The organism is Pseudomonas sp. R5(2019) (genome assembly GCF_009905435.1).
GTDB lineage: Bacteria > Pseudomonadota > Gammaproteobacteria > Pseudomonadales > Pseudomonadaceae > Aquipseudomonas.
This window is the reverse complement of record NZ_JAAAMT010000068.1, coordinates 1-24,707: the sequence shown is the minus strand read 5'-3', so window position 1 is coordinate 24,707 and position 24,707 is coordinate 1. Positions and strand designations below refer to the sequence as shown.

General features: G+C 60.5%; 19 protein-coding genes and 1 pseudogene. 17 read left to right on the top strand and 3 right to left on the bottom strand.

Annotated elements, in window-relative coordinates; all coding sequences use genetic code 11:
- Positions 1–447: 447 nt before the first annotated feature.
- The 4 genes and pseudogenes from GUY40_RS26215 to GUY40_RS26200 all read left to right on the top strand — a co-directional run.
- On the top strand, positions 448–2,112 hold the full coding sequence (locus GUY40_RS26215) for a SulP family inorganic anion transporter (protein ID WP_256675876.1): 1,665 nt from the start codon (positions 448–450) through the stop codon (positions 2,110–2,112).
- Between the two features lie 212 nt (positions 2,113–2,324).
- Positions 2,325–2,723, top strand: a complete 399-nt coding sequence (locus GUY40_RS26210) for a hypothetical protein (protein WP_166571815.1) — start codon at positions 2,325–2,327, stop codon at positions 2,721–2,723.
- 202 nt (positions 2,724–2,925) lie between these two features.
- A complete protein-coding gene (locus GUY40_RS26205; RefSeq protein ID WP_166571814.1) occupies positions 2,926–3,666 on the top strand; it encodes a Mut7-C RNAse domain-containing protein in 741 nt (246 codons plus the stop codon).
- Between the two features lie 124 nt (positions 3,667–3,790).
- Positions 3,791–4,242: pseudogene (locus GUY40_RS26200) on the top strand (IS5/IS1182 family transposase); the annotation flags it as partial.
- 149 nt (positions 4,243–4,391) lie between these two features.
- On the opposite strand, the gene GUY40_RS26195 reads toward GUY40_RS26200, so the two are convergent.
- Both GUY40_RS26195 and GUY40_RS26190 read right to left on the bottom strand, forming a co-directional pair.
- The gene (locus GUY40_RS26195; protein ID WP_166571813.1) at positions 4,392–5,027 is read right to left on the bottom strand and encodes a response regulator transcription factor; all 636 of its coding nucleotides are present in this window, start codon (positions 5,025–5,027) and stop codon (positions 4,392–4,394) included.
- 10 nt (positions 5,028–5,037) lie between these two features.
- Positions 5,038–7,308, bottom strand: coding sequence for a PAS domain S-box protein (locus tag GUY40_RS26190; RefSeq protein ID WP_166571812.1), 2,271 nt, complete (start codon positions 7,306–7,308; stop codon positions 5,038–5,040).
- A gap of 230 nt (positions 7,309–7,538) precedes the next feature.
- Here GUY40_RS26190 and GUY40_RS26185 point away from each other — a divergent pair, with 230 nt between their 5' ends.
- The 5 genes from GUY40_RS26185 to GUY40_RS26165 all read left to right on the top strand — a co-directional run bounded on the left by GUY40_RS26185 (position 7,539) and on the right by GUY40_RS26165 (position 14,570).
- Entirely contained in the window at positions 7,539–9,161 is a 1,623-nt protein-coding gene (locus tag GUY40_RS26185) for an acyl-CoA synthetase (RefSeq protein ID WP_166571811.1), read from the top strand.
- Positions 9,162–9,284: 123 nt separating this feature from the next.
- Positions 9,285–9,611 (top strand): DUF485 domain-containing protein, encoded by a 327-nt coding sequence (locus GUY40_RS26180; RefSeq protein ID WP_166571810.1) that lies wholly within the window; start codon positions 9,285–9,287, stop codon positions 9,609–9,611.
- A complete protein-coding gene (locus tag GUY40_RS26175) occupies positions 9,611–11,281 on the top strand; it encodes a cation acetate symporter (protein WP_166571809.1) in 1,671 nt (556 codons plus the stop codon). The genes GUY40_RS26180 and GUY40_RS26175 overlap by 1 nt, the downstream gene beginning before the upstream one ends.
- 68 nt (positions 11,282–11,349) lie before the next feature.
- Complete coding sequence (locus tag GUY40_RS26170) at positions 11,350–13,122, top strand: acyl-CoA dehydrogenase C-terminal domain-containing protein (protein ID WP_166571808.1); 1,773 nt, start codon at positions 11,350–11,352, stop codon at positions 13,120–13,122.
- A gap of 179 nt (positions 13,123–13,301) precedes the next feature.
- Positions 13,302–14,570 (top strand): OprD family porin, encoded by a 1,269-nt coding sequence (locus tag GUY40_RS26165; RefSeq protein WP_166571807.1) that lies wholly within the window; start codon positions 13,302–13,304, stop codon positions 14,568–14,570.
- 168 nt (positions 14,571–14,738) lie between these two features.
- Here GUY40_RS26165 and cysQ read toward each other — a convergent pair whose 3' ends face one another.
- Positions 14,739–15,503: a 3'(2'),5'-bisphosphate nucleotidase CysQ gene (cysQ, locus tag GUY40_RS26160; RefSeq protein WP_166571806.1), complete on the bottom strand. Its 765-nt coding sequence runs from the start codon at positions 15,501–15,503 to the stop codon at positions 14,739–14,741.
- A gap of 59 nt (positions 15,504–15,562) precedes the next feature.
- Between cysQ and cysD the strand changes: the two genes are divergently transcribed.
- The 8 genes from cysD to GUY40_RS26120 all read left to right on the top strand — a co-directional run bounded on the left by cysD (position 15,563) and on the right by GUY40_RS26120 (position 24,445).
- A complete protein-coding gene (gene cysD, locus GUY40_RS28610; protein WP_306092863.1) occupies positions 15,563–17,542 on the top strand; it encodes a sulfate adenylyltransferase subunit CysD in 1,980 nt (659 codons plus the stop codon).
- A complete protein-coding gene (gene cysN, locus GUY40_RS26150) occupies positions 17,542–19,455 on the top strand; it encodes a sulfate adenylyltransferase subunit CysN (RefSeq protein WP_166571804.1) in 1,914 nt (637 codons plus the stop codon). Before cysD ends, cysN begins: the two co-directional genes overlap by 1 nt.
- A gap of 163 nt (positions 19,456–19,618) precedes the next feature.
- A complete protein-coding gene (locus GUY40_RS26145) occupies positions 19,619–20,731 on the top strand; it encodes a DUF1214 domain-containing protein (RefSeq protein WP_166571803.1) in 1,113 nt (370 codons plus the stop codon).
- The gene (locus GUY40_RS26140) at positions 20,728–21,915 is read left to right on the top strand and encodes a sulfotransferase (protein ID WP_166571802.1); all 1,188 of its coding nucleotides are present in this window, start codon (positions 20,728–20,730) and stop codon (positions 21,913–21,915) included. Before GUY40_RS26145 ends, GUY40_RS26140 begins: the two co-directional genes overlap by 4 nt.
- 18 nt (positions 21,916–21,933) lie before the next feature.
- On the top strand, positions 21,934–22,650 hold the full coding sequence (locus tag GUY40_RS26135) for an EthD domain-containing protein (RefSeq protein ID WP_166571801.1): 717 nt from the start codon (positions 21,934–21,936) through the stop codon (positions 22,648–22,650).
- Positions 22,651–22,672: 22 nt separating this feature from the next.
- Positions 22,673–23,128 carry a nuclear transport factor 2 family protein gene (locus GUY40_RS26130; RefSeq protein ID WP_166571800.1) on the top strand — a complete coding sequence of 152 codons (456 nt, stop codon included), beginning with the start codon at positions 22,673–22,675 and terminating at the stop codon, positions 23,126–23,128.
- Between the two features lie 20 nt (positions 23,129–23,148).
- Entirely contained in the window at positions 23,149–23,616 is a 468-nt protein-coding gene (locus GUY40_RS26125; RefSeq protein ID WP_166571799.1) for an SRPBCC domain-containing protein, read from the top strand.
- 37 nt (positions 23,617–23,653) lie between these two features.
- On the top strand, positions 23,654–24,445 hold the full coding sequence (locus GUY40_RS26120; protein ID WP_166571798.1) for an SDR family oxidoreductase: 792 nt from the start codon (positions 23,654–23,656) through the stop codon (positions 24,443–24,445).
- The last annotated feature ends 262 nt before the right edge of the window (positions 24,446–24,707 follow it).

Sequence of the window (24,707 nt, the reverse complement as noted above, 5' to 3'; positions counted from 1 at the left end):
GGCTCTCGGGAAGCAGGGTGCTTTGACCTCGATGTTCACCTTGAATAAAGCGCTTCATGGGCGATCCTTGCGATGAAATCCTCAGAAATCATAGCAAGGGTTCACGGAGGCGTTTTTACACACTCTGGACCGATTGTTGCCTGTCGCGAAGGGGTGCAATCGACCCACAGCGGAAGTTGAGGAGAAACCGGCCCTCTTTTGATCCGGATCCCATCTCCTCCCCATAGGCTTGGACTAAGGTTCAACAGGCAAGCCATCCTCAGTGAGGTGCGACGCCTCGGTGGATCGCCCGGATGCTCGACTGCCAGTCGTCTGATCCATGCCCGTAGAGAAGCAAGACAGCCAATGGACCACCCGCCATCAGTAAAGCCTGTCCAGCAAAAGCCGTTACCCCGTGCTCCCGCGTCCCCCCGATCCGGTTGGCGGCGCTGGATGCCAGGACTGGAGATGCTGCGCAGGTACCCGCTCGACTGGCTGCCGAAGGATCTGCTCGCCGGCGTCGTGTTGGCGGCCATGCTGGTGCCGGTCGGTATTGCTTACGCCCAGGCCTCAGGGGTTCCGGGTATCTACGGCCTGTACGCCACCATTGTCCCGCTGCTTGCATACGCCCTGTTCGGCCCCAGCCGCTTCCTCGTGCTCGGGCCCGACTCGGCGCTGGTTGCGATCATTCTGGCCGTTGTGCTGCCGCTGTCCGGTGGCGATCCACTACGCGCCGTAACGCTGGCCAGCGCAATGGCGCTGGTTTCCGGCCTGGTTTGCGCGGGTACCGGCCTGTTGCGGCTCGGCTTCATCACCGAACTGCTGTCCAAGCCGATTCGCTACGGCTACATGAACGGCATCGCGCTCACCGTGCTCATCAGCCAGACGCCGAAACTGTTCGGTATCTCCATCGAAAGCGCTGGACCGTTACGCGACACACTGGGCCTGTTCCAGGCTCTGTACGACGGCAAGGCCAATGGGTATGCCTTTGCGGTCGGTGCCGGCAGCCTGGCCATCATCCTTCTGCTCAAGCGTTTCGAGCGAGTGCCGGGTATTCTGATCGCCGTAGTGGTCAGCACACTGGCTGCGTGGGCCTTTGGCCTGGAAGCCGGCCACGGCGTAAAGGTGGTCGGTTCGCTTCCCCAGGGACTTCCGGGCTTCTCTTTGCCACTGATCGAGCTGAGCGACCTTACGACAGTGTTGATTGGCGGATTCGCTGTAGCGCTGGTGTCTTTCGCTGACACCAGTGTCCTGTCACGCACCTATGCCGCCAGAACCCGCACGCCGGTAGACCCCAACCAGGAAATGATCGGATTGGGCATGGCCAATCTGGTCACGAGCCTGTTCCAGGGAATCCCCGTCAGCAGCAGTTCATCACGCACCCCGGTCGCCGAGGCGGCTGGCGCACGCAGCCAGCTTACCGGGGTGTTCGGCGCCGTTGGCGTGGCCCTGCTGTTGCTGATCGCACCCGACCTGCTCCGGCACCTGCCTGACAGCGCCCTTGCCGCCGTGGTGATCGCCGCCGCCATCGGCCTGTTCGAATTCCAGGACTTGCGGCGCATCTACCGCATCCAGCAATGGGAGTTCTGGCTGTCGATCGTCTGCTTCGTGGGTGTCGTCGTGCTGGGCGTGGTTCCCGGCATCGGCCTGGCGGTGGTCATCGCCGTGATCGAATTCCTCTGGGACGGCTGGCGCCCGCATTACGCGGTGCTCGGCCGGGTCGATGGCATTCGTGGCTACCACGACATCAGCCGTTATCCCCACGCCCGGCGAGTACCCGGCCTGGTGTTGTTCCGTTGGGATGCCCCCTTGTTCTTCGCCAATGCCGAGCAGTTTCAGACCTGCGTGCTCCAGGCCATCGACCAGTCGCCAACAGAGGTACGCCGGATCGTGATTGCGGCGGAGCCTGTCACCAGCGTGGACGTCACTTCGGCCGACATGTTGATCGAGCTGGAACAGTACTTGCGCGCGACCGGGATCGAGCTGCGTTTTGCGGAAATGAAGGATCCGGTGAAAGACAAACTCCGGCGACTGGAAGTCCTTGCCCGGATCGGAGGTGATGTCTTTCAGCCAACGGTAGGAGCGGCCGTGGATGTCTACCTCCAAGAGCATGGCGTGGACTGGACGCCTTAGCTGGCGTTGGGCAGACGTTGGCCGCCATCAGATTGACTGCGCAGTGTGCCAAGCGTTGAGGCCGTTGGTTATTTATGCGACGGCTTCCTAGAACTTTTCCCTATTTATCGGTCTATGTGGATAAGCACATAAAGCTCGGTAAGCGCGACCCGAAGGTTTCCCGCAGCCAGATGGCCACACGTCCAATTCTCAATCAGAGGTTGTCTTCGCTCATGAAATTTTATGTCCCACGGATGGTGCTCCTCGGCCTGTTCGCGTTCGCGGCAATGGGCTCGGTATCAGCAACACAGATGAAGACCTCAAACCCTGTTTTCGCAACTGAAGTCGCAGCCGTTCAGGCGCCGGTCCAGGCTGCCGGCAACCCTTGGCCGACCTTGGCCAGTATGGCTGGCAAGCAGCCAGGGCCGTTGCTTGCCCATGACGACCGATACTGGCATGACCACCGTTCGCACGACCGTAGAGACGATTGGCGCCGAGACAACTGGCGTAGAGACAAATGGCGTAGAGAGCAATACCGCCGGGAAGCCGAACGCCGTCGTGATTGGGAGCGCCATCATGATCGGGCCATGCAGCACCGCTACGAGGACGATCACCGCTACTATCGTCGCTAGTGCGCAGCCGCGGGATAGATCCGCCGACAGCACTGGCTGCTGGGTAGCAAATGACGCGGATAACAATTTCAAGCAGTACATCCAGCATCGAAGCGCCATGGCATAGTCAATTGCAACATGATGACGATCATCGTTTGGGGCCTGCCGGAGAAGATGTCCGGACTAGACTCGCTCATCCTGCAGCCCTGCCATACTGTTGAGCATGACCCGTGCAACCTTCCGCTTCTACGAGGAGCTCAACGATTTCCTGCCGGCCGAACGGCGGCGGCAGTCCTTCACCTGCGAGTGCGCGCGAGGGGCGACGGTCAAGCACATGATCGAGGCGCTCGGGATACCGCACACCGAGGTCGAGCTGGTGCTGCTCAACGACGAGTCGGTGGGCTTCGAGCGGCTGATCTTCGACAGTGACCGGCTGGCGGTGTATCCCAAGTTCGAAGCGCTGGACATCAGCCCGCTGCTCAAGGTTCGTGCGCAACCGTTACGGGTGCTGCGCTTCGTCGCTGATGCGCACCTTGGCGGGCTGGCCAGCCTGCTGCGCATGAGCGGCTTCGACACCCTCTACGACAATGGCTTCGAGGATGGCGAGATCGCCGAGATCGCTGCGCAGCAAGGACGCATCGTGCTAACCCGCGACCGCGAACTGCTCAAGCGGCGGATCATCAGCCACGGCTGTTACGTGCATGCCCTGAAACCGTCGCTGCAGCTGCGCGAATTGTACGAGCGCCTCGACCTGGCACGTAGCGCGCGGCCATTCAGCCTGTGCCTTCATTGCAACCTGCCACTGCACGAGATCAGCCCGGAACTGGCCCGGCCGCAGGTGCCGCCACGCATTGGCGACCTCTATTCGCACTTCCTGCGCTGCGACGCCTGCCAACGGGTTTACTGGGAGGGTTCGCACTGGCGCAGCATGTGTGCACTGCTGGCACCTCTGTTGGACCGATAGCCGAGCGCATCGGGCCGGCTGCGTTGCCAGGGATAACTGGCTTTTGCATCAGGTAGATAACGGCCCAGAGTGTGTAAAAACGCCTTCGTGATCCCTTGCTATGATTTCTGAGGATTTCATCGCAGGCCAGGCCATCCGCGGAGTCTGCCGTCAATTTGTGGTGCTGTGCCAGCAACTGGGATTGTTCTCGGAAGCGCTCGTTGCCATCGATGGCAGCAGGTTCAAGGCGGTCAACAATCGGGATTGGAACTTTACCAGCGCCAAGCTTCAACGGCGAATGGAGGAAATTGAGTCCAGTATCAATCGCTATCTGACAACACTTGATACCGCAGACCGTCAGGAGCCTTCCGTTACCCAGGCCAAAGCCGAACGCCTCCATACCAAGATCGCGGCCTTGAAAGCCAAGATGCAAGAGCTCAAGGAAGTCGAGGTGCAGGAGGTAACGAATGATGGCGTTGATCGAGCCAACTGAGCTCGATGGCCAAGCATGCACCAGCGGCCATGGGTGTCGATGAACTGTCGGCAGTCGCAGACAAAGGCTATTTCAAGGGCGAAGAAATCCTGGCGTGCCATGAGAACTCTCTGCACCCATAGCGTTTTTACACACTCTGGGCCAGTAGCGGACGGTTGCTGTGAGCCGGTAAACACCGGCTTGCCTGTCAACGTCAATCCGCGAGGACCATGACGAAGTAGCCGACAACATTGGAAATACAAAGAGCGAGGGATCAACGCAACTTCAGCGGATCGACCATCTCCGCCGCGATGGCCATGCCCACCAGGTCCGACAACGTGTTGGCCTGCATGCGTTTCATGACGCGCGCGCGATACAGATCAACGGTTTTTGCACTCACGCCCAGTTGCTCCGCGATTTCGCGGGTGGTGTAACCCTGCACCAGCGGTAACAGGATATCGCGCTCCCGCGGGGTCAAGGTCAGCAAGCGCGCCTGCAAGGCTTCGTGACCCAGGTTGCTCGAACGGTGGGCGGCACAGTTGCTGAGCGCCTGTTGCACGCTGTCCAGCAACAGCTGTTCGTTGTAGGGCTTCTCGATAAAATCATGGGCACCGGCTTTGAACGCGCGCACCACGATCGGCACATCCGCATGCCCGCTGACGAAGATGACCGGCAGGTTCAGTTGGCGCACGCGCATTTCTTCCTGCACGTTCAACCCGCCCATACCGGGCATGCGAACGTCCAGCAGCACGCAGGCATCGAGGCTTGCATCGCAGGCATCGAGGAACGCGACTCCACTGGTAAACGGCAAGGCCTTGAGCCCGACCGACTCCAATAACCAGACCGTCGATTCGAGCATGCCCTGGTCATCATCGACCACGTACACAACGTGCTCCCTTACACCTGCCATTACCTGATTCCTATTGTTGTTTTGTTGGGCCGGCAAGCGGCAAGCGGCAACACATCAGCAGCCCGACAGACTGGCGCCGGGCATTCAATTCGCCACCGAAACCTTCGATGATGCTGCGGCTCATGGACAGACCGAGCCCCAGGCCATCAGCCTTGCTGGTGTAAAACGGGGTAAATATCTGCTCCAGTTCCGGCTCGCTGACGCCCGGCCCCTGGTCTCGCACACAGATTTCCACGCAGGCGCCACTGCCCTGCTCCACGGCCATCACGATCAGAGAAGGCTGTCCGGGATGTTGCTCACGGTTGGCGTCGATGGCATTGCGCAACAAATTGAGCAGCACCTGTTCCAGCAACACGCGGTCGGCATAAACGGGTGGCAGATTATCCGGCAGTCGATCCTCGATTGTCACTTGGCAATTACTCGCCTCCCAGGCACACAAACGCACGGCTTCGCGGGCGACGTCGGTCAAATTCAGCGCCTGCATGCGACGCTGTCCCTTGCGCAAAAAGGAGCGTAACCGCCGGATCACTTCGGAGGCGTGGGTGGCATGATGGGTAATGCGTTCCAGGCCTTGGGCCACTCTTGCAGCGGCCTGGGGATTGGAATCCAGCGTCTGTAAATAGCGCTGGCTCGCATTCGCATAATTGACCACGGCAGCCAGCGGCTGGTTGATTTCGTGGGCGATCCCCGAGGCCAGTTCACCGAGAGTGACCAACCGTGCGGTGTGTGCCAGTTCGTCCTGATGATGGCGCTGTTGCACTTCCCGCAGCTCGCGCTCGGTCATGTCGCGCGCGACCAATGAGTAATAACGCTCGCCGCCGGCGGAACGGTGCGCCAGTAGTACCAGCGACACCGGCACCGATGTACCGCCGCCCGGTGGTTGCAACCGCGCATCGGTGCTCCAGACACCATCGCGCTCGGCGCTCCTCCAGCCATCGCGTTGCAGGCGCGCAAGGTCGCCGCTTGCGAACAACGTGACCAGGGCCGGCATTGGTTGTTGCTCATCAATCCCGAGGATGCGTCGCGCGGCTGGATTGAGGTAAGTGACTTGCCCCTCGGGAGCGATGAACAACACTGGATCGATGTTGGCCTCGACCACTTCGGCCAGGCGTCGCTTGTTCTCCTCGGCCTGCACTCGGGCCGTGATGTCCCGGGATACGCTGACGACTTCGACCACCGCCCCGGTGTAGGTTTCCCGGATCGCCCGGCTGGCAGTTTCGAACCACAGATAATGGCCGTCGCGATGACGGATGCGATAAGTCATGGTGTGATAGCCATCCTGCTCCAGTGCATCGCGCGCGCGCTGCACGAGACCGGCCAGATCCTGGCCATGAAACAGGCCCTGGGCCATTTGCCCGCGCAACTCTTCGGGCCAGTAACCCAGCAAGGTCCAGGATGCCGGTGACGCATCGATAACGCGCCCTTCCGGTGTGTGGCGGGAAATCAGGTCGGTAGTGTTTTCGATGATCAGCCGGTACAGCCGTCGTGCGGTGGCCGCTTCACGCTCCGCCAGCACTTGAGCCGTGGCGTCGCGGCAACGGGCGAGCACTCGGTTGTCCTGGGGGTCGGGAATAAACGTCCAGATCAGGATCTGCGTTTCAAACTGAGCCTCGACGCCTTCGATGGCACGTTGCTGGTCCAGGCAGGCACGAACCAGCACCCGATGATTGACCGGTAAAAAGCCCAACACATCGGTCAGCGACTTCTCGGCGAGCAGCGCCATCAGTGCCGCGTTGAACTCCAGCGGTCGACCTTGCGCATCGAGCAACAGGCTCGGTTGCGGATCGTGGCCCAGCAGTGGCGAACCACGCAGCATGCCGTTGACGCTGTTCAGCAGCGTCGTCAGCAAATCCTGCACCCAGCCCAGCCAATCGAGACTCACGCCCTCGCGCACTTCCACCAGCAACAAGCCCGGCTGCCCCGGCTGCAAGGCCAGATCAAATGCCTGGCCATGGCTGATCCCGGCCCGGCGCAACCGGCCGGACAACCAGCAATCGAGTTGACGGATTTGAGCCAGGTCCAAGCGCCCGGCCTCGACCAGATGCTCGAAGAGCAACTGATCGCTGGCCAGCGCCGGGTCGCCAAGTCCCGGCGGAAAATGCTGGGCGGCGCCCTCATGGCTGTAGATCCGCGCATTGGGCTGCCAACTCAGGTAAACCGCCCGCTGCACCTCAGGGCAATCCTGCAGCGCCCGACACAACGCATCGGCCCGGGCGGCCAGAGACACACCCTCGCGCTGCAGGCGCAACCAACTGTGCAATCGAACGGGAGTCAGGGTCATTGCGGGTCCACTTTGTCAGGGAACCAAGCATATACCAGCCTTGGAGGGTTGGCGGCACTGATTCGGAGTTAAGAAGAATAAAATATAGTATATATACTATACGACGTAGGTTTTACTTCCATATTCAAAGCAGAATGTTATATAAAGTTATCCGGACTTTGAAGGTGACCTTGGCGACTACGCTGCAAGGTCAACCATAGAGCTAACAATCAGCCATCGAGTACCCGCACATGTCTATCTATGACCAAGGCCTAGGCCCTTCGGCTGTCAACCACATTGCCTTGTCTCCGCTGAGTTTCATCGAGCGCACCGCCAGCACTTATCCCAACCATCCCGCCGTTATCCACGGTTCGATTCGCCGTACCTGGGCGCAGACCTACACTCGTTGCCGACGTCTGGCCTCGGCGCTGGCCGGTCGCGGTATCGGCAAGGACGACACGGTGGCGGTGATGCTGCCCAACATTCCCGAGATGCTTGAAGTGCATTTCGGTGTGCCGATGATCGGCGCCGTGCTCAACCCGCTCAACGTCCGCCTCGATGCCGAGGCAATCGCATTCATGCTGCAGCATGGCGAGGCCAAGGTGTTGATTACCGACCGCGAGTTCCATGATGTGATCCAGGCGGCGCTTGGCATGCTGGATCACCCGCCTCTGGTGATCGACGTCAATGACCCGGAATACGGTGAAGGTCAGGCCGCGAGCGACCTGGACTACGAAGCGCTGTTGGCCGAAGGCGACCCGGCATTCGACTGGCAATGGCCGGTCGACGAGTGGCAAGCCATTTCGCTGAATTACACTTCAGGCACCACCGGCAACCCCAAGGGCGTGGTCTACCACCATCGCGGCGCTTACCTGAGCGCATTGGGCAACCAGATGACCTGGGCCATAGGCAACCATCCGGTGTACCTCTGGACCCTGCCGATGTTCCATTGCAATGGCTGGTGCTACCCATGGACCATCACCGCCTTGGCTGGTGTGCACGTATTCCTGCGCCGGGTCGATCCACAGAAAATCCTCACGCTGATCCGCGAGCATCAGGTCACTCACCTGTGCGGTGCGCCGATCGTCCTCAATGCACTGGTGAACATGCCCGAATCAGCGAAAGCAGCCATCGATCACCCGGTCAATGCCTTGGTCGCGGGCGCTGCGCCACCGGCCAAAGTGATCGGTGCTGTCGAAGAGATGGGCATCAAGGTCACTCACGTGTTTGGCCTGACCGAAACCTATGGCCCAGTGACGGTCTGCGCCTGGCACGCCGAATGGGATGAGTTCTCTCTGGAGCAGCGGGCGCAAATCAAATCGCGACAGGGCGTGCGCTACCCGACGCTGGAAGGCGTGATGGTCGGCGATTGCACAACGCTGGAGCCAACCCCGCGTGACGGCCAGACTATCGGTGAGATCTTCATACGCGGTAACACCGTCATGAAGGGCTACCTGAAGAACCCGGCCGCCACTGCCGAAGCGTTCGAAGGCGGCTGGTTCCACACCGGTGACCTGGCAGTCTGGCATCCCGACGGTTACGTCGAAATCAAGGACCGGCTCAAGGACATAATCATCTCGGGCGGCGAGAACATTTCCACCATCGAACTCGAAGGCGTGCTCTATCGCCACCCGGGTGTGATGGAAGCAGCCGTGGTCGCCCGTCCCGATGAGAAATGGGGCGAAACGCCCTGCGCCTTCGTAACCTTGAAGGCTGATCACCAGGACGTTCGCGAGGCTGACATCATCAGTTTCTGCCGTGAGCATCTGGCCGGATTCAAAGTACCGCGCACAGTGATCTTCACGCTCTTGCCAAAGACTTCCACAGGCAAGATCCAGAAGTATGTGTTGCGCGACCGGGCCAAGGCACTCTAACCCCATCTGACATTGCATCCATCAAGCGGCAGGTGTTTCACCTGCTGCTTCGGGTTCGTGCACGCCGAATTCGGCTGTGCCCTGCCCATACACACCGATAACAAAAACAATGTGGAGCTACCGATGATCGACATCCATTCAACCGATACCCAACGTTGCGAACGCATTCGGCGCAATCCGAAATTCCTTCAACTGGTGAGCAGCCGTTCCCGTCTGGCCTGGTCGTTGAGTGCCATCGTATTGGGCGCTTATTACCTGTTCATGCTGGTGGTAGCTTTTGCCCCGCAGTGGCTGCATGCACCACTCGGCGAACATCGGATGTTGACCTTGGGCATGCCGGTTGGCGCGGCAATCATCGTGTTTTCCTGGTTACTGACCGGTTGGTATGTCTACAGCGCCAATACTCGCTTTGACGCCTTGGGCGCAGCCATTATCGAGGAGAGCAAGTGATGACTCTGTTGCGTAAACTGATCCTCGCCGCTACCGGTCTGCTGCCAGCCTCCATCGCGCTCGCCGCGCCGGCGATGGGCGTGGTGGAAAAGCAACCACTGAACCTGAACGCGATCGGCATGTTCTTCGTGTTCGTCCTCGGCACGCTGGCCATTACTTGGTGGGCAGCACGCCAAACCAAAACCACCTCGGACTTTTACACTGCGGGCGGTGGGATCACCGGGTTTCAGAATGGCCTGGCGATTGCTGGCGACTATATGTCCGCAGCCACCCTGCTGGGGCTTTCCAGCCTGGTATTCGCCAAGGGTTACGATGGCTTCATCTATACCATCGGATTCTTCGTTGGCTGGCCCATCATTACCTTCCTGATGGCCGAGCGTCTGCGCAACCTCGGACGCTATACCTTCGCTGACATCGTTTCCTATCGACTGGACCAGAACAAGGTGCGGATCTTCGCGGCTTTCGGCTCGCTGACGGTGGTGTGCTGCTACCTGATCGTGCAGATGGTCGGTGCCGGCCAACTGATCAAATTGCTGTTCGGTCTCGACTACCCGATTGCGGTGATGATCGTTGGCGCGCTGATGCTGATTTACGTGATCTTCGGCGGAATGATCGCCACAACCTGGGTCCAGATCATCAAGGCTGTACTGCTGCTCGTCGGCGGCACCACCCTCGCGGTCATGGCCATGTCGCAGTTCGGTTTCAGCTATGAAACCCTGGCCGACAAAGCCGTCAAGGTTCACGCCAGTGGCTGGAACATCATGGGCCCGGGCTCAATGCTCGCCGACCCGATAAACACCGTGTCGATGTCGCTGGGCCTGGTGTTCGGGATTGCCGGCCTGCCGCACATCCTGATGCGCTTCTTCACCGTGCCTAGCGCCAAGGAAGCCCGCAAGTCGGTGTTCTACGCCACCGGTTTCATCGGTTTCTTCTTCCTCGTGGTCTGCACCCTGGGTTTTGTGTCAATGGTGATCATAGGCACCGATCCGCAGTACTACGTCAATGGAGAAGTCGGCGGTGCCTTGATTGGCGGCGGCAATATGGTTGCCATGCATCTGGCCAAAGCTGTCGGCGGCAATCTCTTCTTCGGTTTCCTCGCCGCTGTAGCGTTCGCAACCATCCTTGCGGTGGTATCCGGTCTGGCGCTGGCCGGTGCTTCAGCGATTTCCCATGACCTCTATGCCACCGTGTACAAGAAAGGAACCGCGAACGAGAAACAGGAAATGCGCGTGACCCGCATGGCCACTGTAGGCCTGGGCATCATCGCGATTGTCCTGGGCATTCTGTTCGAGAAGATGAATGTCGCAATTCTGGTGGGCCTGACGTTCGGCATCGCCGCTTCGACCAACTTCCCGGTGCTGATCATGGCCATGTACTGGAAAGGCCTGACTACCAAAGGCGCGATCCTGGGCGGTTTTGCCGGCCTGATCTGCGCGCTGGCACTGGTAATCCTGTCGCCACCTGTCTGGGTGACCGTACTCGGTCATGCTCAAGCGATCTTCCCGTACGACCATCCAGCGCTGTTCTCCATGCCGCTGGCCTTCCTGGTGATCATCGTGGTGTCCAGACTCGACCGCAGTGCGCGCGCCGACAAAGAGCGTGACGCCTACGCCGACCAGTTCGTTCGAGCTCAGACCGGCCTCGGCGCTGCCAGCGCTTCCAGCCATTGACTGAAGGGGCACGGCCCGCCTGTGCGGCGCTGTGCCCGTGACACAACCGCCCCAACGAGGTTTACGTTATGCCCGAATTCAAAGCTCCGCTGCGCGACATGCGCTTTGTGCTGCACGAAGTGTTCGATGCCCCGGCCATGTGGGCGCGCCTGCCGGCCTTGGCCGACAGCATCGACACCGATACGGCAGACGCCATTCTTGAGGAAGCGGCAAAAGTCACCTCGCACCTGATTGCGCCCCTCAATCGCAGCGGTGACGAAGAAGGCGCGCAGTGGCATGAGGGTCGGGTCACCACCCCCATCGGTTTCAAACAGGCTTACGCTACCTACATCGAAGGCGGTTGGGTGGGACTGTCCGGCAATGCCGAGTTCGGTGGTATGGGCATGCCGAAAATGCTGGCCGTGCAGTTCGAAGAGATGCTCTACGGCGCCAACTCAAGTTTTGCGCTTTATTCAGCATTGAGTTCCGGTGCCTGCCTGGCGCTGGACGCCCACGCCAGCGACACCCTGAAAAACCTCTATCTGCCACCGATGTATGAAGGCCGTTGGGCTGGCTCCATGTGCCTCACCGAGGCCCACGCCGGCACCGACCTTGGGCTCATCCGCACCCGCGCCGAACCTGAGGCTGACGGTAGCTACAAGATCACCGGCAGCAAGATTTTCATCACCGGGGGCGATCAGGACCTGACCGAGAACATCGTTCATCTGGTACTGGCCAAGCTGCCGAACGCACCTGCTGGCCCGAAAGGCATTTCGCTGTTTGTCGTGCCTAAAGTGTTGGTCAATGCCGACGGTTCCCTCGGCGCTGCCAACGCCGTGAGTTGCGGTTCGATCGAACACAAGATGGGCATCAAGGCCTCGGCCACCTGCGTGATGAACTTCGACGGCGCCAGTGGCTGGCTGGTCGGTGAGGAGAACAAAGGCTTGGCGGCGATGTTCACCATGATGAATTACGAACGCCTGTCCATCGGCATTCAGGGCATCGGCTGCGCCGAGGCGTCCTACCAGAGCGCCGTCGCCTACGCTCGCGAACGCATTCAAAGTCGGGCACCCACCGGTGCCGTGGCCCCGGACAAACTGGCCGACCCGATCATCGTTCACCCGGATGTGCGGCGTATGCTGCTCGGCATGAAAGCAATGACCGAAGGCGGCCGCGCTTTCGCCAGTTATGTCGGGCAACAACTGGATCTGTCGAAGTTTTCCTACGATGCCAGCGAGCGCGATAGTGCACAGGACCTGGTTGCGCTGCTGACGCCGGTGGCCAAGGCGTTTTTTACCGACACGGGCCTGGAAAGCTGCATCAATGGCCAGCAAGTTTTCGGCGGCCATGGCTACATCCGCGAATGGGGCCAGGAACAATTGGTCCGTGATGTGCGCATTGCTCAGATCTATGAAGGCACCAATGGCATCCAGGCATTGGACCTGCTCGGACGCAAAGTACTCGCCGATAAAGGCGTCGTGCTTCGACAGTTCACCGGCGAGATTCGCCGTTTCGCCGCTCAGCCCGATGCACCCTATGCCACACAGCTGCTCGATGCCGTGCAGCGGCTGGAGGACATCAGCGACTGGCTGCAGGATAGGGCGACAACCAACCGCAATGAAGTCGGCGCTGCCTCGGTTGAGTATTTGCACCTTTTCGGTTACGTCACCTACGCCTGGCTCTGGGCGCGTATGGCTCAGGTTGCCCGGCAAAAGCGCAGCGAAGACGAAGATTTCTACGACGCGAAAATCGCCACTGCCGACTTTTACATCCACCGCTTGCTACCACGCATTTTGAGCCTGGAACAATCCGTTCGGGCCGGCAGTACCTCGTTGTATGGCCTGAGCGCGGAACAGTTCTAACGATTAAGCCGACGCCGCGTCAAAAAACTCCTCTCTTTCGGCGTTGGCGTTTTTTTAACTATTAACCCTCGCCCCTTTGGCGAGGGCTGTTTCACACCTGCACTGCCCCATGGACATCGCGCCCCAGTCGCCCGGTGGCAGACCCATGATTCCAAAAATAAAAACAAAGGAGCTTTCACATGGTCCGCAACACTCGCATTCTCGCTACCCGAATCCTGCTCACTGGAGGCGTCATCAGCCTTTCAGCCCCGGCCGCTGCTGACTTCATCAAGGACAGCAAGGCCAGCCTTGAACTGCGCAACTTCTACTTCAACCGTGACTTTCGCCAAACCAATGCCGCGCAATCCAAGCAAGAAGAATGGGCGCAGGGTTTCCTGCTGCGCTATGAATCGGGATACACCGAAGGTTTGATTGGCGTGGGTTTCGATGCCCTCGGTCTGGAGGGCGTCAAGCTCGATTCCAGCCCTGATCGCGCGGGTTCCGGTCTGCTCAAACGCCATAGCTACACCCCTAATGGTTCCCAGGACGAGTATGGCGAACTTGGCCTTACCGCTAAACTACAAGCCTCCAGGAGTGTGCTGAAACTCGGCACGCTGCTGCCTAAATTGCCGACGATATTGGCCAACGATTCACGGCTGCTGCCACAAACGTTCGAGGGAGGTCAGCTGACGTCGCTGGAAATTGAAGGCATGACGGTGGATGCCGGGCGATTGACACAGGTCAATCAGCGCGACTCCTCGAATAACGAGGACATGGGCATCACCCGAACTGGCGCCAAAGGCATCACGACGCAGAATGTCGCCAGCGACAAATTCGATTTCGCCAGCCTGAATTACAAATGGACCAGCAATCTCGCTACAGCCTACAGCTATGGGCACCTCGACAATTTCTATAGCCAACACTTGGTCAACCTGGCCTACCTGTTGCCGGTCACCACGGGCCAGTCGCTCAAGACGGATCTGCGCTTCGCCCGTTCTACGGACGACGGCGGCAGCAATGTGGACAACAATGCGTTCGGTGCGATGTTCACCTATAACCTCGGCGGACATGCGTTTGGCCTGGGCTATCAAGGCATGAGCGGTGACACCGGTTATGCTTACGTTAACGGCGCCGACGCGTTCCTGGTGAATTTCGTGCAGATCGGCGACTTCGCCAGCAAGGACGAAAAGTCCTGGCAGGTTCGCTACGACTACAACTTCGCGGCCATCGGGGTGCCTGGCCTGACCTTCATGACCCGCTACATCAACGGCGACAACATTGACCTGGGCAGTAACCGGCCAGAGGGCAAGGAATGGGAGCGCGATACCGACATCGGTTACGTTGTGCAAAGCGGCCCGCTGAAAAACGTCGGGGTGAAATGGCGTAACGCGACTGTGCGTTCGACCCACTTTGGCAGCGATCTGGATGAAAACCGTTTGATCGTCAGCTACACCTTACCGATCTGGTAGGAGTTCCGCTCTGCGTCACTATTGCCCAGTACACATGGTTTATAGCTAAAGGCTGCCTTGGGCAGCTTTTAGCTTTTCTCACTCCCGCCTACATCGGCCTTTGAACTCAACGCGGCAGCAGTAGGAGTCGGCTAGCAGGCCCGTACGCAAGCGGGTACCGGTCAGGGTCTATAGCCCGCGAGCGTAGAAATGCGGGTTGTCCAGACCGGGCTTGCCATAACGCAGCGCATCGCCGCCCAGGGTGCAGATCTGTCCACCGGCTGCGGCCAGCACCGCATGCCCCGCGGCGATGTCCCACTCCATGGTGCGCCCCAGGCGCGGGTAAAGGTCCGCCTCGCCGGCAGCCACCAGGCAAATCTTCAGCGATGAGCCGGCGCTTTTCAGCGAGCGCACCTTGTGCCCATCGAGGAATTTATCCAGCGCCTCGGCATCGCCATGGGAGCGGCTGGCAACCACGTCCAGGCCCTCTTCCGTCACGGCCCGGCAGTGGATGGCCTGGCGCTGCCCGGCCTGTTCGATAAAGGCGCCGCAACCACGCGCCCCGGCGAACAGACGCTCCAGCGCGGGCGCCAGAACTACCCCCAGCACCGGTTCGCCGTTGTCGATCAGGGCGATATTGACGGTGAACTCGCCGTTGCGGTTGATGAATTCCTTGGTGCCGTCCAGCGGGTCCACCAGCCAGAAGCGCTGGCTCACCTCGGGCACTTTGCCTGCAGCGGCGGCCTCTTCCGAAATCACCGGAATCTCCGGCGTGCGCGCCGCCAAGGCCTGCAGAATCAAGGTCTCGGCGCGCTCGTCAGCCTCGGTCACCGGGGAGGCATCGACCTTCCCGCGCACCTCGAAATCCGAGCGGTACACCGCCAACACCAGTTCGCCCGCTGCGCGAGTAATACCGATGACGTCTTCAAGCAGAACAGCCATTGACTCGTTCATGAGGTTTCTCCTGTTTTTGTTGTTCGAGTGGTCCATACGGCCTATGCGCCGTTTTTCGGATGGGGGAACAGTACAGGCATCCACAACACCGCCAATCAGCAAATGGATGTTTGACAGGAGTTCCTGTGCCCCACGGCAATCAGCTGTCCATTCCACAGATCAACCGGCTACGCCTGCGCGCCGTGCAGTTGCGCATCGCCGGCAGTACGCTCAAAGCCATCAGCCAGGACACCGGCCTCTCGTCGCCGACGATCATCGCCGCCTACAAGGCCTGGCAAGCCGGCGGCTGGAATGCCGTGCCGGTGCGCGAACGCGGGCGCAAGCAAGGCGAAGGCCGCAGCCTCTCTGCTGAGCAGGAGCAGAACATCTACCAACTGCTGGTCAGCACACTGCCGGAACGGCACCAGTTGCCGTTCCTGCTCTGGCAGCTGGAGGCCATGCAGGCACTGGTCAAGCGCCTGCACGATATCGACTTGCCAGAACGCACTGCCGCCCATTACCTGCAACGCTGGCAGCTCAATGCCGAGCGCCCGGCCAAGCGCGTCGCCAATGCTTCGCTGGCGGTGCAGCGCTGGTACCGCAGCACCTACCGGCACATCCTCGACCAGGCGCGCGCGCAGAACGGCGAGATCCACTGGATCGACGACTACGGCGCGCGCAACGACCAGGGCAAACTCAGTTACGGCGTACTGCGCGCGGTCAGCAACCGCGGCAAGGTGCTCTGGCTACCTTACGAAGGCGGGTTGCGCGCGCCCCACTTGGAAGAGTTCTTCGACCGGCTACAGCGCTCGGCCGAACGCAAGGTGTTTGCCCTGCTCTCGGGCATGCACTGGCAGCGCGCCGCCACCTTCATCACCTGGGCCAGCGAGCGCGCCGAAGGGCTGCAGCTATTCCACCTGCCAGAAGCCAACGAAATGCTCAGCGGCGCCCGCGAGCTGGCGACCCACATCTGCCAGCAGGCCGCGCGCGTCGGCAATGACGATGCGCTCGACAACGCGGCAGATGTCGCCTCCACCCTGCCCCGCAACCCCATGCTGCAGATGTTGCGCCTGATGTTAAAACATCAAGTCGCGCATAAGCCCGAGCCGCGGCAGTTGTACGTTGATAAGCGACAACAACAACAAGCGAAGGGAAAATCTATGACGCTTACCCACCTGCAACGACTGGAAGCCGAAAGCATCCAAGCGATGCGCGAGGTTGTCGCCGAATCCGACAACCCGGTCATGCTCTACTCCATCGGCAAGGACAGCGCGGTCATGCTGCACCTGGCTATGAAGGCCTTTTATCCGGCCAAGCCGCCCTTCCCCTTGCTGCATGTCGACACCACCTGGAAGTTCCAGGAGATGTATCGCTTCCGCGATCAGATGGTGGCCAAACTGAACGTGGAGCTGCTGACCCACACCAACCCCGAAGGCATTGAAATGGGCATCAGCCCGTTCAAGCACGGATCGCAGATCCACACCGACATCATGAAGACCGAGGGTCTGAAGCAGGCGCTGGATCACTACGGCTTCGACGCGGCCTTCGGCGGCGCACGCCGCGACGAGGAGAAATCGCGGGCCAAGGAACGGATCTTCTCCTTCCGCTCCGACCAGCACCGCTGGGACCCGAAGAACCAGCGGCCGGAGCTCTGGCACCTGTACAACACGCGTAAACACAAGGGCGAGTCGATCCGCGTGTTCCCCCTGTCCAACTGGACCGAGCTGGACATCTGGCAGTACATCTACCTGGAAAACATCCCGATCGTACCGCTGTACTTCGCCGCGCCGCGCCCGGTGGTCGAACGCGACGGGATGCTGATCATGGTCGATGACGCACGCATGCCGCTCAACCCTGGTGAAGTGCCGATGGTTCGTAACGTGCGCTTCCGTACCCTGGGTTGCTACCCCCTCACCGGTGCCGTCGAGTCCGATGCCGACACCCTGCCCAAGATCATTCAGGAAATGCTGCTGACCCGCACGTCCGAGCGTCAGGGGCGAATGATCGACCACGACTCGGCCGCATCGATGGAGAAGAAAAAACAAGAGGGGTACTTCTAATGGCACATGTATCTGACCTGATTGCCGACGATATCGAGCAATACCTCAAAGCCCACGAGCACAAGAGCCTGCTGCGCTTCATTACCTGCGGCAGTGTGGACGATGGCAAGAGCACCCTGATCGGGCGCCTGCTGTACGACTCCAAAATGCTCTTCGAAGACCAGATGGAAGCGCTGGAGATCGACTCGAAAAAAGACGGCACCCAAGGTGGCGAACTGGACTTCGCCCTGCTGGTGGACGGCCTGGCCGCCGAGCGCGAACAAGGTATCACCATCGACGTGGCCTACCGTTTTTTCTCCACCGACCGGCGCAAGTTCATCGTTGCCGACACCCCCGGTCATGAGCAGTACACCCGTAACATGGTGACCGGCGCCTCCACCGCGGACGTGGCCGTGGTGATGATCGATGCCCGGCGCGGCGTGCTGACTCAATCCAGGCGTCACAGCTACCTGGCCTCGCTGATCGGCATTCGCAAGGTGGTACTGGCCGTCAACAAGATGGACCTGATGGAGTACTCGGAGAAAGTCTTCAACGCCATCGTGGATGACTATCGCGCCTTCGCCAAGCAGATCAATCTACAGGATTTCACCGCCATCCCGATGTCCGCGCTACGGGGTGAGAACATCACCGAACAGAGCGAGCACATGCCCTGGTACCGCGGTACCACACTGATGGGCTACCTGGAAACCGTCGAGATCGACGAAGCGCACCAGCAGAAGCTGTCGTTCCGTATGCCGGTGCAGTGGGTCAACCGTCCCAACCTGGATTTCCGTGGTTTCACCGGCACCATCGCCAGCGGCGTGATACACCCCGGTGACCGCGTACGTGTTTTGCCGGCCGGGCAAGAGAGCCGTATCTCCCGCATCGTTACCCTCGATGGTGACCTGCAACAAGCCGTGGCCGGGCAGTCCATCACCCTGACCCTGACCGATGAAGTCGATTGCAGTCGCGGCGATGTACTGACCACTGCAGAAGACCCGGCCAGCGTGGCCGACCAGTTCCAGGTCAGCCTGATCTGGATGCACGAGCAGGCCATGCTCGCCGGTCGCCCTTACCTGATGAAGATCGGCGGCAAGACCCTGTCGGTGACGCTGGCGGTGCCCAAGTACAAGATCAACGTCAACACCATGGAGCACTTGGCGGCCAAGGAGCTGGCGCTGAATGAGATCGGCGTGTGTAACCTCTTTACCAGCCAGCCGATCGCCTTCGATCCCTACAAGAACAACCGCGAAACCGGCAGTTTCATCCTCATCGACCGTCTGACCAACGCCACCGTCGGCGCGGGCCTGATCGAGTTCTCCCTGCGCCGTTCGCAGAACATCCATATGCAGCACGTGGACGTGAACAAGAAGGCGCGCGCCGAACAGATGGGGCAGCAGCCGGTGCTGCTGTGGTTCACCGGTTTGTCGGGCGCCGGCAAGTCGGCCATCGCCAACCTGCTGGAAACCCGACTGTACGCCCGCGGCCGGCACACCTACTTGCTGGACGGCGACAACGTGCGCCACGGCCTGAACCGCGACCTGGGCTTCACCGATGCCGACCGGGTGGAGAACATTCGCCGGGTGGCCGAGGTGTCCAAGCTGTTCGTGGATGCCGGGATGATCGTGTTGACGGCCTTCATCTCGCCGTTCCGTTCCGAGCGCGAGATGGCGCGCGGGCTGCTGCAGGAAGGCGAGTTCATCGAGATCTTCGTCGACACGCCGCTGGCCGTGGCCGAGGAGCGCGACCCCAAGGGCCTGTACAAGAAGGTCCGCCGCGGCGAGCTGAAGAACTTCACAGGCATCGACTCGCCCTACGAGGTACCGAGTCAGCCGGATATTCATATCCAGACCAGCAAGCTGACACCGGAAGGCGCAGTGGATCGCATCCTCTCGGTGCTGACCGAGCGCGGCATCATCGGCAAAGAGTTCTAGCCCCATCGCCCGGTTCGCCGGGCGTTTAACCATCGCCTCGCGTCGTCCGACTGGACGAAGAAGCGAATAAAACCGTGCCCCTGGAGTGGGCCGATGAATCCGGCTCGGGCGTCCCTGCGGGGACGCTCACGACCCGGGTTCGCTTAATCAAGAGAGTCTAGCAATGACAATCAGCTCGATTGACGAACAACAGCTGTTGAGTGGCCAGACCTGGGCCACGTTTTGCGATCACCTCAAGCGCTGCGGCGAGCAGATTCTGCGCCCCGAAGCGCCGGCCGATGCGGCCACTCGCGCCGAAGGCTTCCGCTACCTCACGCGCCTGCTGCGCATCGGCCTGGAGATGCACATCGAGTTTGCCGATCCGGCCTTTCCCAGTTTCTTCAAGACCTCCCACGAGACCGCGAAGATCGGTGCCGACAACCCGGACAACCTCTACGAGTACGCGCGCCTGGACGGCACGCTGGAATACCGCATCACAGGCCAGCGCGGCAGTGTCGCGTACCTCAGCTTTGGTACCCAGAAAGGCGGTTATGAAACCGACGGTACCCTGATCCAGACCGGTTTCATCGATGCCAGCCAGTTGCAGGTCGATGCCCAGGGCAACTTCGAAATCATCCTCAGCCGCGAGTCGAAACCGGGCAACTGGCTGAAAATGGAAGCCGCCACCAACGCCCTGATCGTGCGCCAGACGTTCCTTGACCGTCGGTACGAAGTGCCGGCCAAGCTGAGCATTGAGCGCATCGGCACCGATACCAAGCCGCAGGCCCTTGATCCGGCGACCTTCCAGCAAGGCCTGGCGCGGGTGTCCAGCTTCGTGGAGAACACCGCCAAATTGTTCGCCGACTGGAGCCAAAGCTACCTGCCTCACAGTAATCAGTTGCCACCGGCCAACCAGGCCCTCTGCCAGGCCGTGGGCGGCGACCCGAACATTTTCTACTACCACTCGCACTGGGCGCTGGCCGCAGACGAGGCGCTGGTCATCCACATCGACAAAGTGCCGGCGTGCGACTTCTGGAACTTGCAGATCAACAACTACTGGATGGAGTCGCTGGACTACCGCTACCACCGCATCTGCTTCAACAAGCACCAGGCCCGGTACGACGATAACGGCGGCGTGACCCTGGTACTCAGCGAGCTGGATCCAGGGGTGAGCAACTGGCTACAAACCGCCGGCGTACGCCAAGGCACCCTGTGCCTGCGCTGGGTCGGTGCCCAGGAGCAATGCCACCCCACCACCCAGGTTGTAAAAGTGTCTGCAGTCGCGGAGGCCCTATGAACGCGCACACCCTGATTCAAGATTTGACCGTCGAAAGCCTGTTGGCGACCGCCATCGCGCGCGCCAAGGGCCTGACCCATTTTGGTGATGACAACTATCGTCAGTCTCTGCAGGCGCTACTCGATGCCCTGGCTGCCGAAGCCGAGCTGTCGCAGACCGGCCTGTATCTGCTGCAGGAAAGGCTGGTGGGGCAACTGGTCAACCGCCTGGTGATGGAGGACTACCTGAGCCGCCATCCGGAAATAACCCAGATACAGATCGACGACCCGTTGGTCATCGTGGGTCTGCCGCGCACCGGCACCACCATGCTGCAGCGCACCCTGGCCGTTGACTCACGGTTCTACTCGGCCGCCTGGTGGGAGACCCGCTATCCGGCACCGCTGGAAGACGAAACCCTGGCCGTGCCGGCCAAGCGCATCGCCCAGGCCAAGGCCGAGGTCGAGCAGATGGCCCAGGCCATCCCGCAGATCCTCGCCATCCACCCACTGGATGCCATGCTCTGCGACGAAGAGTTCATGCTCATGGAACACTCCTTCATGTGTGCCATGGACGCCTACGTCAACGTGCCCAGCTATACCCGCTGGCTGGATCAGCAAGATCAGCGGCCGGTCTACACCCAGTTGAAAAAAATGCTGCAGTTCCTGCAGTGGCAGAAAAACCAGCGTGGTGAGCCTGCTGGCCAACGCTGGCTGCTCAAAGCCCCCCAACACCTGCACACCTTGCACCTGTTGCTGGACGTTTTCCCCAAGGCGCAGGTCATTTTGACCCACCGTGAACCGGCCCAGACTATCCCCTCAATGGCCAGCATGGCCCACACCCTGTGGCAGATGTACAGCGACAACCCGGATCCGAAAGCCGCCGGCGAGCAGTGGAACAGCCGCATGGCGCGTGGCATCCGTCACACCATGGAGGTCCGCGATCAGCACGCTGCCGAGCGCTTCCTCGATATCAACTTCGCCGACACCGTGACCCAGCCAATGGACGTGCTGGAAAAGGTTTACGCCTTTGCAAACCTGCCGTTTACCGACAAGGCCCGCGCCGACGCGCAGGTCTGGCTGTCGCAAAACAGCCGGGAAAAACGCGCCAGCCACGACTACAGCCTGGAGCGCTTCGGTTTGAACGAAGCACAGATGACCCAGGACTACAGGGAATATCGCGCCCGTCATCTGAGCGTCAATCACTAAACGCAGTTCGGAGGATTCATGGAAAAACTCATGTTGACCTTGTGGAAACCGCCACAACACAGCTCCGAGCAATGGCGCCCAGATTTGCTCGGCCTACGCAACGACCTGGAGGCCGCCGGAGCACAAAACATCCGCGTCATGGTGGTCGATCAGGCGGTGGCCGCCGCGTCCGCACAGCGCATCACCAATAGTGCCGTCCCCCTGGATGGGATGCTCTCGCTGTGGCTGGACAGTGCCTCGCAATTGCCCTCCATCAAGGATCTCCTGACCCCGCTGACCAGCCGCCTGGAGGCTTATCTGGTGCTGGAATCCGAGCCCTACCCCCAGGAGCGCCAGGCGCGCGCCGGCAAATACCGGGTGCCGGTTGGCCAGCGCACACCCGGCATGAATCAGGTGGCGCTGCTGCACAAGCCGCATCGGATGAGCTACGAGCAGTGGTACGACACCTGGCGCAACGGACACGGGCCGAATGCCTACCCCCTGCAGTCGATCTTCGGCTACCGCCAGAACACCGTGGTACGTGCTCTCACCTACGGTGCGCCGGTCCTGCACGCCATCGTCGAAGAAAACTTCCCGCCCGAGGCCATCGGCAATCAGCAAGGATTCTTCGCCGCCCTGGGCGATCCGGACAAATGCGCGCAGCGCCGGCAGGCCATGTACGAATCGACCAGCCGCTTTATCGACTTCGAGAAGATCGACTGCATCCTCACCAGCGAGTACCAGCTCAGTGCCTGAGCAGCCCATAAGGAGGCTTCATATGTTGGATCTAGAAGCAATCGAGCTGATCAAACAGCTCAAGGCACGCTATTTCCGCGCCATCGACACCTGCAACATCGAGCTGCTGCAGGGCATGCTCACCGAAGACGTCACCCTGTCGTTCAAGAGCCCTGCCTACGAGTTCCACGTCAACGGCCTGGGCGACGCGCTGGACTTCTACCGCACTTCGTTCACCAAGACCCGCCTGGCCACCCACAACGGTCACACCCCGGAAATCGAAGTCGATGGCGACCAGGCCAAGGCCCTCTGGTACCTGAGCTACGTGTTCATCAACCTCGAGGAAAACACCCACATGCATGGCAGCGCGATCTACCAGGATCGCTACGTCAAACACGGTGAGCGCTGGATGATCGCCGAGACGGGCTACGAAACCCTGCTCGAGACCCTCCAGCCCTTGAGCGAACAGCTGCAGATCACCTCCAGACCCATCAACTGAACGCACAACAGGAGCAAGTCATGGCCAAGGCTGAAAACATTGTGACCTCTATCACGGTGGAGATTGACGCCCCCGCCCGAGTGGTCTGGGATGTGCTCATCGATCTGGACAATTACCACCAGTGGAACAGTTTCTGCCCGAACATTCGGTGCGGCCTGCAGATCGGCGATCCGGTGCGAATGCAGGTACGTGCCCCCGATACCGGCGAAACCGTTCCGGTGTTCGAATACCTCGTCGCTTGCGACCCCGAGCGGCTGTTGTCCTGGGAGCAGCGCCCGGTCCCGGAAAACATGGACGCCGCCCGCCGCGATCAGTACATCAAGGCCATCGATGCCAACCGCTGCAGTTATTTCACCACCGACATTTTCCTGGGCCTGAACCAGGACACCATCATGCGTGAACACGGTGCCTGGGTAAAAATTGGCTTCGACCAGATGGCCCTGGATCTGAAACGACGTGCCGAAGAACTGCACGCCAGCCGTGCCTGAACGCCCCGCTCCCCACAACAATAAGAAGGTAATTGCCATGTTGCTGAAAGATAAAGTTGTCATCATTTCCGGTATCGGTCCTGGCCTGGGCATCAAGCTGGCCGTGCGTGCCGCCGAATACCAGGCCAAGGCCGTGGTGTTGGCCACCCGCACCCCGGCCAAGCTGGACCAGGCCGAACAAGCGGTCCGCGACGCTGGCTACAGCACCCCGATTCTGAAAGTCCCCACCGACATTTCTCAAGTCGAACAGTGCCAGACGCTCGCCGATCTCACCCTTGAGCACTTCGGCCAGATCGACGTACTGATCAACTCCGCCTATGCCCACGGTGCCTGGGGCAGCTCCGCCGAGTCGTCAATGGACGACTGGCGCAAGGCCATGGACGTCAACCTGTTCGGCACCATGCAGATGACCCAGGCCGTGCTGCCGCAGATGAAAAAGCAGAAGTCGGGCAGCATCGTCATGATCAACACCATGGCCACCCGCATCCCCAACCAGCTGGAATCCGGCTATGCCGTCTCCAAGGGCGCGTTGAAAACCGCGGTGCAGTACCTGGCCCAGGATCTCGGCCCGTTCGGCATCCGCGTCAACTCCACCTTCATGGGCTGGATGTGGGGCGCGCCGGTGATCGGCTACTTCAAGAGCGAAGCCAAGCGCCTGGGCGTCACGATGGAGTCGCTGGTCGACCAGGTCGCCCAGCAGATTCCGCTGCGCAAGATCCCCGAAGACGGTGACTGCGCCATGGCCGCCCTGTACCTGGCCAGCGACTACGCCAAGGTCATTACCGGCGCGCAACTGGACGTCAACGGCGGCCATTTTCTGCCCTGCTAAATAGTTCAAGGCGACAGGAATGTCGCCTCAGATTGATGACAAACCCCCTGTAGGAGCAAGGCTTGCCTGCGATGGCATCACCGCGTTGTACCAGGAACACAGCGTCGCCTGCATCGCGGGCAAGCCCCAATGCCAGTCAGTTAAGGATCGGAACACAGACGTCCATGTAGGAGCGGACCTGGCCGCGATGGGCTGCGAAGCGGCCCCGGCGACTCTGAAACCACCCGCACTCCCAAGGCTTGTCGTTGATATCACCGGCCTC